Origin of the sequence: Nesterenkonia alba DSM 19423 (assembly GCF_000421745.1) — a bacterium.
Lineage (GTDB): Bacteria > Actinomycetota > Actinomycetes > Actinomycetales > Micrococcaceae > Nesterenkonia > Nesterenkonia alba.
This window is the reverse complement of sequence record NZ_ATXP01000023.1, coordinates 1-13938: the sequence shown is the minus strand read 5'-3', so window position 1 is coordinate 13938 and position 13938 is coordinate 1. Positions and strand designations below refer to the sequence as shown.

20 protein-coding genes are annotated in these 13938 nt (G+C 56.7%); 9 read left to right on the top strand and 11 right to left on the bottom strand.

Going from position 1 to position 13938, the window contains the following annotated elements; translation table 11 throughout:
• The 4 genes from H578_RS16450 to H578_RS0111735 form a co-directional block, all read left to right on the top strand.
• On the top strand, positions 1-257 hold a 257-nt coding region (locus H578_RS16450), incomplete at its 5' end, for a hypothetical protein (protein WP_022873874.1).
• 133 nt (positions 258-390) lie between these two features.
• Complete coding sequence (locus H578_RS0111745) at positions 391-831, top strand: GNAT family N-acetyltransferase (RefSeq protein WP_022873873.1); 441 nt, start codon at positions 391-393, stop codon at positions 829-831.
• Between the two features lie 55 nt (positions 832-886).
• Positions 887-1696: an AraC family transcriptional regulator gene (locus tag H578_RS0111740; RefSeq protein WP_022873872.1), complete on the top strand. Its 810-nt coding sequence runs from the start codon at positions 887-889 to the stop codon at positions 1694-1696.
• A 29-nt stretch (positions 1697-1725) separates the two neighbouring features.
• A complete protein-coding gene (locus H578_RS0111735; RefSeq protein ID WP_022873871.1) occupies positions 1726-2358 on the top strand; it encodes a LysE family transporter in 633 nt (210 codons plus the stop codon).
• Positions 2359-2439: 81 nt separating this feature from the next.
• Here the strand turns inward: H578_RS0111735 and H578_RS15095 are convergent, their stop codons facing one another.
• A complete protein-coding gene (locus tag H578_RS15095; RefSeq protein ID WP_022873870.1) occupies positions 2440-2895 on the bottom strand; it encodes an NUDIX domain-containing protein in 456 nt (151 codons plus the stop codon).
• A gap of 24 nt (positions 2896-2919) precedes the next feature.
• Positions 2920-3402, bottom strand: a complete 483-nt coding sequence (locus H578_RS15790) for a VOC family protein (RefSeq protein WP_022873869.1) — start codon at positions 3400-3402, stop codon at positions 2920-2922.
• Between the two features lie 47 nt (positions 3403-3449).
• Between H578_RS15790 and H578_RS15085 the strand changes: the two genes are divergently transcribed.
• Positions 3450-3941: an NUDIX hydrolase gene (locus H578_RS15085; protein ID WP_022873868.1), complete on the top strand. Its 492-nt coding sequence runs from the start codon at positions 3450-3452 to the stop codon at positions 3939-3941.
• Between the two features lie 10 nt (positions 3942-3951).
• Here the strand turns inward: H578_RS15085 and H578_RS15080 are convergent, their stop codons facing one another.
• The 3 genes from H578_RS15080 to H578_RS0111705 form a co-directional block, all read right to left on the bottom strand.
• Positions 3952-4599, bottom strand: coding sequence for a LysE family translocator (locus H578_RS15080; RefSeq protein WP_022873867.1), 648 nt, complete (start codon positions 4597-4599; stop codon positions 3952-3954).
• Between the two features lie 130 nt (positions 4600-4729).
• Positions 4730-5098, bottom strand: a complete 369-nt coding sequence (locus H578_RS0111710; RefSeq protein WP_022873866.1) for an SdpI family protein — start codon at positions 5096-5098, stop codon at positions 4730-4732.
• A gap of 254 nt (positions 5099-5352) precedes the next feature.
• Positions 5353-5979: a hypothetical protein gene (locus H578_RS0111705; RefSeq protein WP_022873865.1), complete on the bottom strand. Its 627-nt coding sequence runs from the start codon at positions 5977-5979 to the stop codon at positions 5353-5355.
• 149 nt (positions 5980-6128) lie between these two features.
• Between H578_RS0111705 and H578_RS0111700 the strand changes: the two genes are divergently transcribed.
• Both H578_RS0111700 and H578_RS16330 read left to right on the top strand, forming a co-directional pair.
• A complete protein-coding gene (locus H578_RS0111700; RefSeq protein ID WP_022873864.1) occupies positions 6129-6722 on the top strand; it encodes a SipW-dependent-type signal peptide-containing protein in 594 nt (197 codons plus the stop codon).
• A 54-nt stretch (positions 6723-6776) separates the two neighbouring features.
• Entirely contained in the window at positions 6777-7040 is a 264-nt protein-coding gene (locus H578_RS16330) for a hypothetical protein (RefSeq protein WP_156837340.1), read from the top strand.
• An 87-nt stretch (positions 7041-7127) separates the two neighbouring features.
• Here H578_RS16330 and H578_RS0111690 read toward each other — a convergent pair whose 3' ends face one another.
• The gene (locus H578_RS0111690; protein ID WP_022873862.1) at positions 7128-7442 is read right to left on the bottom strand and encodes an NIPSNAP family protein; all 315 of its coding nucleotides are present in this window, start codon (positions 7440-7442) and stop codon (positions 7128-7130) included.
• A gap of 1342 nt (positions 7443-8784) precedes the next feature.
• On the opposite strand from H578_RS0111690, the gene H578_RS0111680 reads away from it, so the two are divergent.
• Together H578_RS0111680 and H578_RS0111675 are read left to right on the top strand one after the other, a co-directional pair.
• The gene (locus H578_RS0111680; protein WP_022873860.1) at positions 8785-9207 is read left to right on the top strand and encodes a RidA family protein; all 423 of its coding nucleotides are present in this window, start codon (positions 8785-8787) and stop codon (positions 9205-9207) included.
• 9 nt (positions 9208-9216) lie between these two features.
• Positions 9217-9786, top strand: a complete 570-nt coding sequence (locus H578_RS0111675; RefSeq protein ID WP_022873859.1) for a hypothetical protein — start codon at positions 9217-9219, stop codon at positions 9784-9786.
• Positions 9787-9928: 142 nt separating this feature from the next.
• On the opposite strand, the gene H578_RS0111670 is transcribed toward H578_RS0111675, so the two are convergent.
• From H578_RS0111670 to H578_RS15280, 5 genes are all read right to left on the bottom strand, one after another.
• The gene (locus H578_RS0111670) at positions 9929-10555 is read right to left on the bottom strand and encodes a hypothetical protein (RefSeq protein ID WP_022873858.1); all 627 of its coding nucleotides are present in this window, start codon (positions 10553-10555) and stop codon (positions 9929-9931) included.
• Positions 10556-10615: 60 nt separating this feature from the next.
• Positions 10616-11467 carry an Rv1352/Rv1906c domain-containing protein gene (locus H578_RS0111665; RefSeq protein ID WP_156837339.1) on the bottom strand — a complete coding sequence of 284 codons (852 nt, stop codon included), beginning with the start codon at positions 11465-11467 and terminating at the stop codon, positions 10616-10618.
• Positions 11468-11581: 114 nt separating this feature from the next.
• Positions 11582-12247 carry an HNH endonuclease gene (locus tag H578_RS16325; RefSeq protein WP_156837338.1) on the bottom strand — a complete coding sequence of 222 codons (666 nt, stop codon included), beginning with the start codon at positions 12245-12247 and terminating at the stop codon, positions 11582-11584.
• A gap of 53 nt (positions 12248-12300) precedes the next feature.
• Positions 12301-13302 carry a DNA adenine methylase gene (locus H578_RS0111650; protein WP_022873854.1) on the bottom strand — a complete coding sequence of 334 codons (1002 nt, stop codon included), beginning with the start codon at positions 13300-13302 and terminating at the stop codon, positions 12301-12303.
• A gap of 359 nt (positions 13303-13661) precedes the next feature.
• The coding region (locus H578_RS15280; protein ID WP_022872784.1) for an integrase core domain-containing protein at positions 13662-13938 on the bottom strand (277 nt) is incomplete at its 5' end.

Below are 13938 nucleotides of genomic sequence, written 5' to 3'. Positions count from 1 at the left end.
AGCCCCGAACCCCCTACTACCGGCTGCTGGATGCCGAAGTGCTCAACCAGGCCCAGCAGGACGAGCTGGCTGCCTACAAAGCCTCACTGAACGTCGTGGACATCGCCCGGCGGATCACCACGATCCAACAGCGGCTCACCGCGCTAGCTGCGGCTCCCACCCGCAGGTTAGAGCGCGAGCTCGAAGCCAAGGCCGCCGCGGCGATGCCAGAAGCTGAATGGATCAAGATCGACCAACGCCGAGCCCGCGCAGCCTAACCCCCTCCAGGGCCCTCGATTACGCGGGGATTTTTAGGTGAGGCACGAGGGGTCATTTCCCGGGGACTTGACTGTGAGGCACCACGTACTTCTCCACACTTACCCCCTGATGGGCGGATAGGCTTGGGGAATGATGGAAATCAAGACTGCTGCTCTGGAAGATCTCGATGACGCGGTGCGCCTGTTCACCGGATACCTCGGCTTCTACAAGCGTGAGCACCCCGCCGACCAGATCCGCAACTTCATCCAGGAACGCTTAGCGAACAAAGACAGCATCATCTACCTCGCGTATGCAGAGGATCGAGCTGTAGGGATCGCGCAGATCTATCCGACTTTCTCTTCCCTGTCCCTGGCTCGCTCATGGGTTCTCAACGACCTCTTCGTAGACCCTGAAACTCGAGGTACCGGTGCTGGCCGGGCACTGCTGAAACACGTTTGCTCTGAAGCAGCCGCTGCAGGCGCTGTCGATGTAGTCCTGGAAACGGCAGAGGACAACACAACCGCTCAGGCACTGTATGAGAGTGAAGGATTCACCAAGGAGAGCGGCTTCTACCACTACTCCCGGTCCTTGTAGGAAGTCCGCTTTTCCAAACGCCGATCTACCTCGACTCACGCGCAAGGATGGACACATGGCTGCCGCAGGGGTTCCGAGTGCCTTCACCGTAGAGCGGTTCGTTCCCGAGGGCGCTCGATTCCCTGCTCATTCACACGATGAGTTCGTCATTTCGGTCAACGGCTCTTCCACCTTGCGCGAGAAGGTGAAACTGGACCGGCACGAGTTCGAGGTCGGCAGTGACGCGATCACCGTCTACAACCCTGGAGAGATTCAAGGGTCTCGAGCTGAAACCCGGTCAGGTTCTGGCTGGGAGTGCTTCAGCGTGCACCTGGAACCGGACATCGTCACCGAGCTCACTGGAATCGCAGAGCTTGAAGTCCAGCAACCCATCGTGACTGACCCTTTCCTCGCGGAAACTCTCCGATCAGCGGCACAGCTCTCCGACCACCAACTGATGCAAGAGACCGTGACATGGGTGATCTCCGAGGCCCTGCATCAAGCGAAACCTCTCCAACGGAACTCGCCTGGTGGTCATGAATCTTGGAGACAGCTGGACTTCTTTCCAGTTGTGGAACGTATGCGCAGCGACCTCACTTCCCCGGCTGATGTTTCAGAACTCGCTCAGTCGCTCTCGCTCAGTCCTGACTACTTCATCCGGTCCTTCGTCAAGCTCACCGGAATGACCCCATATGCCTGGCATCTCCAACTGAGGCTGAGAGAAGGACGACGGCGGCTGAAGTCTGGCGCTGCTGCAACAGTTGTCGCTGCCGAACTTGGTTTCAGCGACCAGTCCCACTTCCACCGGCACTTCCGAGCCGCCTACGCCCAGACCCCGGGACAGTTCCGCAGACGCGCTCAAGAAGTCGGAATCATTCAAGACTGACAGCATCTGTCTGCGAGATTCTGGATGCCATGATTCAAGTCATCCTCACCGGCTTCTGGCTGGGACTGGTCTTCAACGCCGCTCCCGGACCCGTCTTTACCGAATCGCTGCGACGTGGAGTCAGAGGCGGATTCGGTCCCGCCTTTGGCGTGCAGACCGGCTCCCTGGTCGGAGATGCAGCCTGGGCGATCCTCGGCCTGGCAGGAGCAGCTGCCCTGCTGACCCAGCCGCATCTGCATATACCGATCACCCTGGCAGGCTGCCTGGTTCTCCTTTTCCTCGGCGGACAAGGAATCCACGCAGCACTCAAAACACCGACACCCAACACCTCAGGTGCAGCAACGGAACCCACCAGCACGAAGAGTGGTCCCCTTGTCGCTGGAGCCCTGATGTCCTTGGCCAGCGTGTGGAACGTGGTCTATTGGGGCGGAGCAGGAGGAGCCGTGGGCGGGGCACTCGGAGAAGACGCAGCCCTCAGTGCGCTGCTGGTGTTCTTCGCCGCGTTCATGGCGTCCTCGCTGCTGTGGTGCTTCATCTGCGCAGGATTCATCGCCGGTCTGCGCCGGGCGATGAGTCAACGCTGGACCCGCATCATCGAAGGCGGAGCAGGCGCAGCCCTCATCGTCATGGCAGCAACGCTCGCCATCCAAGCCCTCGACTGACCCCTCTACATGAGCCAGGATTCCTCTCTGGGGCCTCTGACCCCGAATGGCTGCTTTTGAGCACGAAAGCAGCCATTGAGATCAGCCCTGATCTTCTCCGTAGGCGAACCACTGACGCAGAACTTCCCTGGTCTCAGGGGTGGCATTCGCCGCCTCCACCTCAACCGCAGTAATCCACCGGAAAGAGGTGTGCTCCTCCGAGAGCTGCACATCTCTTCCTCGCAACGGCACCGAAACCGTGAACTGTCTGACCATCCTCCCCGACCGCGACTGGTAATCGAACACCACCACGAAACCCTCATCCACAAACTCAGCACCGAACCCGACTTCCTCTTCCAGCTCCCGGTGCAGAGCCTGATTCAGCGTCTCCGAGGACTCCACTCCCCCAGAGGGCACCTCCTCCAACCCAGGCAGAAAATCATCCTCAAGGCTGCGTGTCACCAACAACGCCTTGCCTGCATCGTGGACGACCGCGCCGACGACGAACTTCTGAATCCCCTCAGCCTCAGCCGCACTTCGCAGATCTTCTCCCAGCACCGATTCGGCTCCCTTCTGCTTAGGTCAGTCCATCTGTTCCAGGGCGACGACCGAGCCCATGTTCTTGTCATGGAACCGCACCGCGACGCCGTCCTTCTCGATCTCCAACAGCCGGTTGCGAGTGTTTCCTCGGTCATCGAACTCCAGGGTGGGGAACTTCTTGCGGAAGCTCTCAATACTGGTGCGAGTCAGGAACTGAAGATGCCGTACCCCTTCACTCTCTGAGCCAGTCTTCGGCTGAGGAAGCTCCACAAAACTGACCTTCCAGCCAGCAGCTTCAAGCGGCGCGTGGAGTTCGAAGACAGCGATGAGGCGTCCGTTTACTTCGCTTTCACTGATCAGCTCACCCTGCTCCGCCAGCTCAGTCTTCACCTCGGCATACCGAGCATTACTCGGCACCTGCAGGCAGAGAGTGTCGTTCTGCACCACCTCCGCCCTGACGCCCAGTTCTTCGATCAGCTGGTCAGCTTGGCGGATGTAGGTGTCGTAGAGAGAGGCGATATCCATGAGCAGATACGCTACCTGGACCGTTCTTAACTACTGGGAGGCTCAACGTGGCGCTGATCGACTACGCAGCTGGAATGAAGAAGCAGTTCACCGCCACCGGCTACGTGGTCAACCCCGAACGTACCCGCATGCTCATGATCTTCCACAAGGGACTTCAGTGCTGGCTCCCACCTGGAGGCCACGTGGACCCCGATGAGTTCCCCAGCGACACGGTTCTCCGAGAAATCCGTGAAGAAACCGGAGTCGAAGCTCACCACATTGGAACGGGGTCGCTGGATCTGCAGCTCAACGGCAGCACCGAATCCCAGCTCCCTCTCCCCTTCGCGATGGCTGCCCAACTCATCCCTGAATCACACAAGGACATCGAGCACATCCACATGGACATGATGTACCTGCTGGAAGCAGCCGACGACGCGACCATCACGGCTCAGGAGAGCGAGGTAGACGCCGCCCAATGGTTCACACAGCAAGAAATCCTCAATGGACTGACCACCACTGACAGTGTCCACGCTTTCGCTCGAGAACACCTCACCTCGTAGGCAGATATTCTCAGCCGACAAAGGTGTCGTAGACGAGGACACCAGCGAAGATCAGCAGAAGTAGTCCCACACAGAGTTCGAGGTTCGCTAGTCCGCGTCCGCCGATGCCTCGGAAGATCCTTGCACCGAATAGCACGAACAGCGGCAGATAGAAGACCCCGACCAGGACATCGAGAGCACCAAGCACGCCAAGCTGCAGGGCTACAGGCCAGGTAGAAGAGGCGTCAATGAACTGCGGCAATACTGCCACGAAGAACAGGATGACTTTCGGGTTCGCCAAGTTCGTGATCAGCGTACGTTGGAATGCCGCTCTCCCAAGTTTCTCACCGTCTAGAGGCGCAGCCCCTGCGAGTCCTTCCTTAGCGTCTCGTCGCATCTGACCACTGGCCAGGATCGCCCGGACGCCCAGGTAAGCCAGGTAAAGAGCGCCGAGAAGAGTAAGAACAGTCAGACTCCCTGGCAAAGCCACCAGCAATGCGGATAATCCAACGGCGCTGACCATCATATGGACGGTCAAACCAGTCAGTGCACCTGCTGCAGCTAAGAAGCCAATACGGTTCCCTCTGGCGCTGGCACGTAGAACCATCACCGTATCCGGCCCAGGAGAGATGTAGCTCAGTAGCACCAGCCCCAGGAATACGTGCCATTCAATACTCACAGGCTCAGCAGCTCCCCTTCTCTCAGCATCAAGACCGTCCTCACCCTATCCGCGAGCGACGGATCACACTTCCAGAAGTGAAGCGAACATCAGCAAGCAGAACATCCCGTCCAGGACATCAAGAACTCTGTCAACGCATAGCGCCTGGCGTCGTCTCTTGTGCTGCAGCGACCTTCTTAGCCTCTTTGCTGGCCACAGCCCCAGCAACCAAGATAAATGCCAGCAACAGGAGCATCCCGACCAAGGTCCAGACACCATCGGGGTCACCGAAGATCAGCGCCAGTACTGCTGTCACCAGGGGTCCGACTCCGGCGAGAATGATCCAACCAGAGGCAGCTTGGTGAGATGCCTGCCAAATTTCCTCATTGACAGTGGTGGACGGGAACCTAATCCCCACCCAAGCGTTCATCGACAACTTCCCTCGCGCAAACACGACCCCGAGGATCAAAACCAACACTCCGGCTGCGCCCGTAAACAGCGCCCCCAACACCTCAGCCATTCACCTCACTCCTTCCGTACTATCAGTGCTCATGTCATCCTATTCCCCAGCCGTCCACTCGGTGCTCCGCAAGTACCAACTGCCACATGGGTTCCCTTCACGGGATTTTCTAACAATTACGCAGGAGAAAATCCGGCATGAAGATCGGGCAGCATCTTCCGTTAGAAAACACAAGTGACACTGTTTACACGGCTGGCATCGCTCAGCCTCGATCAGGAGCACGAAGTTCTCGACTGGGGCCAAGGAACCCGTCGCTACGGCAATCGTTCCGGGTCTCCGCCAGATCTCCGGCTCCATGTTTCACCATTAATTGTGTAAACGATGCGTGCACCGTAGCTCTTCAAAGGACGACCGCCCCGCTCTTCTTTGGGCACGCTGACTTCCTCAACTTCCACCTTACGGTTTTCAGTGGAATGCGGAGGTACACGGATCGGCAGCTGAATCCGCTGCTTGCGCTTAAGCGATTCATCGAATTCGACCTCTTCTACAGCAGCGGTGTGCGGACTGTCGTTATGGAGATCAAGATGTAGCGACGTCATCTTCATGTTGTCACGAGTCCCCTGGGCAGCTCCCCCTCTAAGAGCGACCGACACTCTGGACGCTTCTTCTAACCTCTTCTGCTCCTGGCGGTGTTCCGCCTCCAGGGACTCCTCATGTCGACGCTGGCGCTCAGACTCCCGATGCTCCTGATCTTTCCGAAACACGCGGACAGCCCACAGCAGAGTAAGCACTGTTGCCACCCCGCCGACCCATGTCCCTGTGGCCTGCACCCACTCAGGATCAAGTTCCCTTACCCAGAGAAGACCGATAGTAGCTCCGAGCACGAGCCCAGCTATCAGCCACATGATATGGACGAGGAAGTTCCAGGAGCGACTCTTCATCCTTCAACGCTATCGCTGACTTCGGACATCCCTCTTCTGATCCGGTGCTCGTTAGAAACATGTGCAGTGGGTCATCTGCAGATCAGCAGCTGCATCGGCAGGGCGCACCCACTCAATAGGTACAGAACGAAAACAGGAGTAAATACCCAATGACAGAACAAGTTAAAAAGAAAAACAGAAACAAGAAGAAGCTCGCCACAGCATCCGTAGCTGGCTTCGCAGGCATCGCCCTACTGGGCGGCGGAACCCTCGCAGCATGGAACGACGCTGAAACAGCACGAGCAGACATCGAAACAGGTGACTTCGGCATCGAAATCCGAACAGCCAACAGCGACGGCACCTGGGGCGACTGGCAAGACGGAACCACACCAGGATCCCCAGCCTCCCTAGACCTTGACGGCATCGTAGACGACATCGATGGCCACTCATGGAGACCAGGTGACGAAATCACTACTTCATTCCAAATCCGCGCTACTGAGGACACCACACACGATGGTGTTATCTCTGCAGACAATGTCGGGATCGAGGTTGATGGCAGCGAGTACTTCTCCTACGAGATCGCTTCCACCGACGAGACCGTGAACCTCGCAGGCACATTCGCGGAAACTGGCGATGCATCTGGAGCTATCACCGTTCCTGCTACTGGGGAACCAGTGGACTTCACTGCGAAATTGGCGCTCACCGAAGGTGGCTATGCAGGAGACTTCACGGAATTTATTGGTGAAACATATGTAGCCGGTTAAGATATCTATTACGAGGGATTGTTGGATCTAGCTCCCGAAGGACTCCCTGTAGAAGTGTATGAGGTCTACGGTCCAGGTGAAGCTCCGTCGTGGGTTTACGGTTCAACTAACAACAATATTACTGAAGAGGATTACGCAATAATGCTCATGGAGGACTGGTGGCCCTTCAACGATGAACTTGCTGGAAGCGAGTTCCTTGAGGCCATCGGATACGAGGCTGAAGGCTCTGCCCCTGAGCAGTACTCCCGTGCTTCTGCTTCGTGGACTTTCAACGCAGAGTTGGCAAGTGAAGCACAGTCCGTAGGCACTGAGGACTGATTTAGCGGATCTTCAAGGCACCGAGTTACCCGTTCTCCGATTGAGGGCGGGTTCTCTCGTCCGTCGAGGCGCTCCCAAACGGAGGATCTAGCTCTCTTCCCCGAACATGGGTGTCACGAACCTACGTTCATAGCGACGAATGCACTTGGTCTCCTGCGAGAACCCGTAGGCCTCGACACACTCGGCATCTTCTGCAGCGTCTTTACGATACTGCTCATAGGCAGCCAGCGAGTCAAAGGTGAACAGCGCAAAGGCTTCGTCGCTATCGCCTTCACTGGGAAGAAAGTACCCGTGGTGAGTTCCTCCGAACTTGTTCACCAGACGAATCCACCGCCGACCATATTCTGCGAAGTCATCTGTCTTGTCTGGATCAATCTCGTACCGAAGGTGAATAGTGATCATTGGCCGACCCTACCCCGCCGAGGAGCATCGAACCTTGTCCGGGAGGGTCGTCTGCCTCCGTCGAACGAGGACTGAACTGAAGCTGAGATCCTCCCACACCGTTGACTCCAGATGGCTGCTTTCGTGCGGGAGAGTTTTTGCACAACCATAGCGTGACTCGGAAGGCGTTCGATCACGCTGATGCAGCAGAGTTAGACTCAGATCGCTGGGAACGGCTGCTTTGCGGATTCTAACCCCGGCGCTTCCGCCTGTTCTCGAGCGTTGACTCCCCCGTGGATTCCAACCCGTGTCTCCGAAAGTTCCCATCGGATCGGAAGCCCAAAAGATGGCCCCCATGCGCCAAAATAAAAAGCAGCCAAAAAAGCAGCCATTCGGCACCTGACGGCAGAGACACGAAAACCCCAGATCTGGCGCTGACCTGGGGTTTTGCATGTTTAATTGTGTCAAAAATTGACTTCGTGACCCCAGCGGGATGTCAAAGACCCCCTTCTGACAAGGGGTTTTGCAGTTCTAAGCGCAAAAAGCAGCCATTAAAGGAGCCATCTTCAACACCCAGACCGCCCAGTCCCCATCACTGAAGACCTGCGATCCACTCGCTGGGAGACGCTATGTCGTTTTCAACTGGACTATCTTGACCCGAACATGACGTCACCGTCAAATCCAGAAGCTCCTGTCCTCGCCAGACCGAATGGCTGGTTTCGCACCCAAGTCGAGCAGGAACGGGAACTTCCAAAGCCCATGCGCCGAAAACCAGCCATTTCTGCGTGAACACGAAGACTCGCTCCTCCCTTGCTTCCCCGCGTTCTCGGGGATCTTGAGGGGAACCAGAACCGATCTGGAGCTGCACGAGAACCAGCCATTGCACATGTGGACTCGAAGTTCGCACCCGGAGAACGCAAATGGCAGGCCTTCGCTGCCCTGGTCCAGGCCCACGCTCCCCAGAGCGGTTTGAAGCTCAGCCCCAGCAGGCTCTATCTCGCCCTCAGTCACCGTCTCCGATCGCCATTCGTCTCCAGTGAGTTCCCGACCGCGACAGGGCACGAAGTTCGTCACCGACTAGAGCCACTTCTGCTTATCCGATGCGACACATCCAGCACCACCAGCTGGTTGAATAGGACACATGCCCACAGGCTCACACTGCAACGAGAGAGACGACCGTCCCGTCTCCGATCGCGAGAAAGCAGCAGTCGACAGAGGACTCGCAGAGATCGCAGTCAATCCCAACGGTGGCATGACCTCCGAAGAGATCTGGGCACGCATTAGGACTGCACCTGCCAGATGACCGATGACCGATGACCGAATCCAGCAGTTCTCAGCAGCCCTCAGCTGATTGAATGAAGACATGACTACCCCTGTAAAACTCATCCGTTCAGAGCGCCTCTCCGATGCTGCAGAGTACGCCTACGCTTCCAAACTCCCCGCTGATGCAGAACTGATCTTCCTGGCAGGCTCCTGCCCACTGAACACGGACGGCTCCACTGCCGCTCTTGGCGACTACGCAAGGCAAGCAGCCAAATGCATCGAGAACATGCACATCGCCCTAGAAGAAGCCGGAGCCACCATTGAGAACGTGGTCAGTACCCGCGTGCTCGTTGCCTCCAACAAACAAGCAGACCTAGTAGAAGCGTGGGAAGTTGTCCGCGATGCCTTCGGCGACCACGATGTCCCCAGCACCCTAATGGGCGTCACCGTCCTCGGCTATGACCATCAACTCGTCGAAGTCGAAGCAGTCGCTGCCATGACCTCGGCCTGTTCACCACGCTAGGTTGAGAAATTGAGCAGCACATCTCAGCCCTCGAATCTCAGGCTTACTGTATTCAGCATCGCACTCGGAATCATTGGCGCGGGAGGCGTCATCCTCTCGTTACTCGACCAGTCGCTAAGCGGCAGGGAAGCTACGCTTATCGTATTCGGAGTGGTTATTGGTTTAGCTGCAGCGCCGTGGGCATGGCTGATTGGTTACAAAAGAGCCAAGAGCCTACCTCAGGAGCTCTCCCATGAGGAGAAGCTAGAACTACTTCCTTCTCAGGAAGAAGAGGTCGCACGGTTACGCGCTCTCAAACGAAATGTTGAGTTTGAGATAGAAGAAGCGCGGGGAGAAATTGAGACCGCCGTAGAGAGACAGTTTGAGATACCCAATCACTGGTACGGAGTACAGGCAGAGCTGAGAGCATCTGCGCGGCAGTGGAAAGAGATCCTGCGTCAAAGGCAAGAACTCCTACCAGAAGTAGCAGACCAGCTGCAGTCCACTGAGTCCCTGAGTGAAGACGCGTGGATCGAGAAGCAGCTCAGAAGAGTGACTCAAGTTAAGAGAGGACCGGAGGAACAAAAAGATTTGGAGTGAGGCATGCTTCTCCTCCCATTCGTTAGAAACATGGAGTAGCAGTGTTTTCAGTCACTGCCACCCAATAAACATGTGCACAGGAGACCCCATTTCGACGGAACCAGCGTTTTCTACTGAAACGCTCACTCGCTGGCAGTACCGCTTACTTCCCGCGCCGTGGCATCTCTCCTGCCCTGCGAGTCCATGTCTCACCATTAATGGTGTAGACGATGCGCGCACCATAACTTTTCAGGGGTTTATCGCTCAGTTCTTCTTGAAGAATCGGAACTGCTTCCACCTTCGGTCGTAACTTCACTGTGTCATTCGGGGGAAGATGAATCGGCGTCTTAACCCAAGCACTACTCTGAAGCGGCTCATCGAACTCGAGTCTCTCCACAGAAACAGCGCGATCAGTGGTGTTATGGAAGTAGAGGTTCAACGAAGTCATCTTCGTGTTCTTTCCAGTGCCATGCCCTGCTCCACCTCGGGGTTCGAAGGAGACCCTGGAGGCCTCGTCAATCTTCTGCTGTTCAAGTTCTTGCGCGGATTTCAAAGACTCCTCGTGTCTACGCTGACGTTCCGCCTCGCGGTGTGCCTGGTCAGTGCGGAATACACGGACAGCCCATAAAAGAGTAAGGACGGTGGCGACACCCCCGAACCATGTTCCAGTTGCTTGGAGCCACTCCGGATCGAAACCCTCTACCCAAAGGAGCGCAACGGTGGCTCCGATAACGATGCCTGCAATCAACCACATGAAGTAGACAAGGAGACTGCGGTATCGACCTTTCATTCATCTACACCCCCGATAGTTCCACACGCGTCCTCACCGGGAGATCAACTCCAAGTCCGCTCATTGCCGTTCCCATTCTCCGCACCGCTCGGAGCTGAATGAATAGTCTGTTTCCGCTATGTAGACTTCGGCTCTGAAACCATCGCGGATAAAATTGTTCTCAATGCGGTTCCCCGCTGAGTCCAGTCGCTCCCAATAACAACCGTCGAAGCCTGACTCGCTCTCGGCCACATAGAGGCCAGGTTCAATCTCTTCCCCTACACGGTAAGACCCTGGACCGAATACCTCTCCCCGATCACGAGCTTCATCTCTCTGTGCGGCATCTGCCATGCGGCTTTCGACTTCCTCGCGGTCAGGATGTTCAGGACATAGGACGAGTGCACCCTGAGTTTCGTCGCGTTGTCCTTCGCTCCAAGGTAGTCCGCCAAACTGCGTTGAGTTGTCCCCCAAGAACGGCTCCGCACATTTCGAGTAGAGGATGTCAAGCGAATTACTGTCGTCGTAGCCAGCAGTTTCCATAGCTTCCTCTTCAGTCTCCGTGAACTCAAGCAAGCTGATGTCCTCACCGAAGCTGGCGTTACAGTTAACATCCTCGTGTTCGTCTATTGCATCCCACGCATCCTCAAAGCTCTCAAACTCACCTAAATCTTGGCGATCCATTTCCCCCGGTTCCCGCTGGTAGCAAGACAAGGAGAGAACTTCGCCCGGACTCAGCGGTTCAGGCTCTGGAGTCGGCGTGGTAGCAACAGGAGCGGCTGTTGGCTCTTCAGTAGGCGAAGGCTCGACTGTTTCTTCTGGGGTTTCATCTGCACCTGCATCAGCTGCGAAGTCTGGCTCTGGATCATCGCCTGCGCAAGCAGCAAGCACAAGAGCAACCGTGGTCAGTGCAGTGATTCGCATCCCCATACGCATGCTGTCCAGTCTACGTTCAGCTCAGAACCAGCCGAAAACCCTCGTCCCTTCCTTCTGAACCTCACTTACGGTGGTGCTGGCTCCCCTTCGGATCGAAATCCACCCCGATGAACCCTACCCCTGATCCAGGTCGGCCCTGCGGAGGTGTCGAATTAGCAACTTCTGAACGTCAGGGCGCTCTTGGTCGAACCGCTCGATGTCCTCCGGGTCTTCGAGGACAGCACGTACTTCTCTGACCTGCTGAGTAGCGACGTGGCGATAGTCCAGAGGAGATGCCCACATACATGAACCGCAAACATCCGTGTCCTTGACCTGGCGGTTCGGACAGTTTTCACACGTCATGGACTTTGCCCGGTTGCAAGAGGGGCAAAGTGGCATGAACTCTTCAACGACGTGGGGGTACGTCTCACCGGCGATTTCAAAAGGAACGCGATGATCAGCTTGCAAGCGATGAGATGCCCCACAAATCTCGCACCGGCCCGAGGACAGAATCTCGTCTTTAGTTTTCTTGGACAGGTTGCGGCGACTTTTCTTATTTGGGTCCGTGCCGACGATCCAGTAGCACTTCTGCCTCTTCTTGTTGCCTGCCGCATCCGTGTATGACACAAGTTTGGAGTCGAGTTCAACACCGGAATCTCGAAGGTCGCCAAGAGCACGAGGCGGATGAGACAGATGCGCCAGTTCGGTTAACTCGGAAGTTGTGCACGAGCCGCGCTCCAAGATCATTTCGGCAGCAACACGTGCTCGTTTGGATGCTTCACCTGCATCCAACTGCGCCATTACCTCGTTTCGTAGCTGCTCAGAAGCGCCACTACGCTCATCTTCTAATGGAGTCACACTCCAAGCATCATGCCTGGCAAGCTCTCTTGAAGGGGAGACACGCTGGAGCGGACGGCTTTTTCGCCGCCCAGACGTTCCACGAGAGACGGTGAGAGGTAGATCGTCTCGTGGGATTCTTCTTTCCGCCCAAGCAGGGTTCCCTGCGCACTGACGCCAGTGATCACGTCCAGAGGAAGCAACCCCAAGTTGGGGTCAAGTGGACGTCCGTATATAGACAGACCTCGAAGCGCGTCATAGGAAATCACCATCGAGAGGTCTCTGGCGACACCTTCACGAACACCACTCTCGAAGTCGTCTACGCCAAGTCCGGAGATGTACCGCTTATCGCGAGTGTCCGTGGTGCCCTGATAGGGCGGGTCCATATAAATCACGTCGTCAGTGTTTGCAGATCGGATGGCTTCCATCCAGTCACGATGCACAGCAGTAGCATCCCGAAGCAAATGGTGTGTCTGGGTGATCCGCTTCCGAACGACATCCGGTTTAGCTCCAGTCCGACGTCCGTCAGCACTTTGGTTGATTTTGCCGTGGCGTCCATAGCGCAGTGCCGCTTTGACTATGCGATTCAGGATAAAGAGAAGCTCAGCTGGAGTGCCCGGCGCTGCAGTGTTGTATCGCTCACGCACTTCGTTGAAGTACCCACGGGGGTTGGGGCTGGTGCCCCTCTCATCGAACTGGGCACGCCAGATCTCGGCATACTCAACCGCAAGTTGTTCTGGCTCCTCAAGGATTGCCTTCCATAGCAACATGAGGTCGGCGTTGCTGTCCGAGATCACAACATCACCCACCACATCAGCCGTCCGTGCGCCGATAGACACAGCTGCGGATCCGCAGAAGGGTTCAATCAGGCGAGGCTTGCCGGGTGGGATCAGCGCGTTGATCACAGGCACCTGCCCTCGCTTGCTCCCTTGAAGTGGGAAAGGCTGGGGCTGCTTGGACGTTGGAAACATGGATGTGTAGACAGTCAGCATATCCACTTCGCTTGGCGCAATCGTCATCGTATGTTCCTTACTCCCGTGGTCTTCTCCGTCCGCTCTTAACAGTACCGGGAGGGTCTGACACATCGGGTGGACCACTCCGACCTGTGGATAACTTGCACCAATCCCCTCAGTAAGCTGGTTCCAGCCCACGCTGGTGCATCAGCCCCTCTTCAAGAACAGTGAAGATGAGTTTTTCTACATGCTACGAGGGAAGAACGTTTCCGAGAGAATCAATCACCTCTGTGGCACGTTGACTTGCTTACACCCCCTACGAATCCGTCCCCTGTTGCTACCCGATAGTGCATGCCACACCCGGCAACGAAACAACGAGCTGATCTCCTGATCGCCTGCGAAACTGGACCAGGCAGTGTCCCGCGTCAAGTAGTTGGCAGGATTTCCTTGGTTTTGAATGTCGGGGTGGTGGGGTCGGCCAGGCCCAGGTGCACCTCCTTGGGCCGGTTCCATGAGATGGCCTCGTGGGGCCGGAGCTCGTTGTACTCGATCCGGTAGTCCTCGGCCCGCTCGGCGAGCACGATCGCGTCGTCGATCTCGTCCAGGTAGAGCCGTTCGTACTTCAGCGTGCCGAAGCCGCGTTCACGGGACCCGTTCTGCCCCGGGGTCTTCACTCGGGTGCGCACGTGGTGTAGCTCGGGG

What these genes read in the sequence shown, in the direction of transcription:
- H578_RS0111735 (WP_022873871.1), top strand. Translation starts at nt 1,726, where the DNA reads ATGATTCAAGTCATCCTCACCGGCTTCTGGCTGGGACTGGTCTTCAAC.
- H578_RS0111710 (WP_022873866.1), bottom strand. Translation starts at nt 5,098, where the DNA reads ATGGCTGAGGTGTTGGGGGCGCTGTTTACGGGCGCAGCCGGAGTGTTG.
- H578_RS0111665 (WP_156837339.1), bottom strand. Translation starts at nt 11,467, where the DNA reads ATGCGTATGGGGATGCGAATCACTGCACTGACCACGGTTGCTCTTGTG.
- H578_RS0111680 (WP_022873860.1), top strand. Translation starts at nt 8,785, where the DNA reads ATGACTACCCCTGTAAAACTCATCCGTTCAGAGCGCCTCTCCGATGCT.
- H578_RS0111690 (WP_022873862.1), bottom strand. Translation starts at nt 7,442, where the DNA reads ATGATCACTATTCACCTTCGGTACGAGATTGATCCAGACAAGACAGAT.
- H578_RS0111700 (WP_022873864.1), top strand. Translation starts at nt 6,129, where the DNA reads ATGACAGAACAAGTTAAAAAGAAAAACAGAAACAAGAAGAAGCTCGCC.
- H578_RS15790 (WP_022873869.1), bottom strand. Translation starts at nt 3,402, where the DNA reads ATGGATATCGCCTCTCTCTACGACACCTACATCCGCCAAGCTGACCAG.
- H578_RS0111740 (WP_022873872.1), top strand. Translation starts at nt 887, where the DNA reads ATGGCTGCCGCAGGGGTTCCGAGTGCCTTCACCGTAGAGCGGTTCGTT.
- H578_RS0111650 (WP_022873854.1), bottom strand. Translation starts at nt 13,302, where the DNA reads ATGACGATTGCGCCAAGCGAAGTGGATATGCTGACTGTCTACACATCC.
- H578_RS0111745 (WP_022873873.1), top strand. Translation starts at nt 391, where the DNA reads ATGGAAATCAAGACTGCTGCTCTGGAAGATCTCGATGACGCGGTGCGC.
- H578_RS0111705 (WP_022873865.1), bottom strand. Translation starts at nt 5,979, where the DNA reads ATGAAGAGTCGCTCCTGGAACTTCCTCGTCCATATCATGTGGCTGATA.
- H578_RS16325 (WP_156837338.1), bottom strand. Translation starts at nt 12,247, where the DNA reads ATGGCGCAGTTGGATGCAGGTGAAGCATCCAAACGAGCACGTGTTGCT.
- H578_RS0111670 (WP_022873858.1), bottom strand. Translation starts at nt 10,555, where the DNA reads ATGAAAGGTCGATACCGCAGTCTCCTTGTCTACTTCATGTGGTTGATT.